The organism is Roseomonas sp. TAS13 (assembly GCF_001950415.1).
GTDB classification, from domain to species: domain Bacteria; phylum Pseudomonadota; class Alphaproteobacteria; order Acetobacterales; family Acetobacteraceae; genus Roseomonas; species Roseomonas mucosa.
The window spans coordinates 1-859 of the sequence record NZ_BDLP01000735.1; the positions used below are offsets into that span (position 1 = coordinate 1).

Sequence of the window (859 nt, forward strand, 5' to 3'; positions counted from 1 at the left end):
GCGCGGACTGGGTGGTCCTGGCCGGCGACGAGACCGCCCTGCCCGCCATCGGCCGCATCCTGGAGGAACTGCCCTCCGATGCGCGCGGCGTGGCGATCGTCGAGGTCGCGGATGCGCGGGAGGAACAGGACCTGCCCCACCCGCCCGGCGTCGCGCTGCGCTGGCTGCACCGCAACGGACTTCCCGCCGGCACGCCCAACCTCCTGCCCGCCGCCCTGCGCGCCCTGCACTGGCCGGAAAGCGGCACCGCCGCCGCCTGGGCCGCCGCCGAGTTCCAGGTCGCCCAGTCCATGCGCTGCCACCTGCGCGACGAGCGCGGGCTGGACAAGGACCGCTGCTACTGCGCCGCCTATTGGCGGCAGGAGCGCGGCTGATGCGGATGGCGGCCGTCGCCCGGGCTTTGGCGGCGCGCTTCGTGGCCGGCCCCGGGGAAGGCTCCGCCTGCCCCCGGAACCCCCACCGCCGGGGACATCGCATGTCCCCGGACCTCGCCTTGGGTTGGCACCAGTTGTCGAGCTCAGCTCCCGCCTGATCCCGGGGAGCAGGTGGAGCGGCGGGACTCCCGGGAAGGGGATCAGGACACGCTGCCCACCCTGGTGGCCCCGGCAGTCCGCCGGAAAGCCATGCTCTCCTCCGGCGCGGTCCGGCCGCAGCGGGGGCCAACTCACCGGGTCCAGGGGGCGCAGCGTCCCGGCGGATAAGGGGGTATCGGGGGAAAGGCGGAGCCTTCCTCCGGGCCAGGGGCGCTGCCCCCGATCACCCCGCCCCGAGCGCCCGCCAGCCGATGTCGCGGCGGCAGAAGCCTTCTGGCCAGTCCAGCGCATCCACGGCGGCATAGGCGGCGTCGCGGGCCGCGCGC

Annotated in this window: 1 protein-coding gene; it reads left to right on the plus strand. The window is 75.7% G+C overall.

What is annotated here, in order from left to right; translation table 11 throughout:
• A partial coding sequence (locus ROTAS13_RS25205; protein ID WP_139323600.1) for a siderophore-interacting protein occupies positions 1-374 on the plus strand: 374 nt, incomplete at its 5' end.
• Positions 375-859 lie beyond the last annotated feature (485 nt).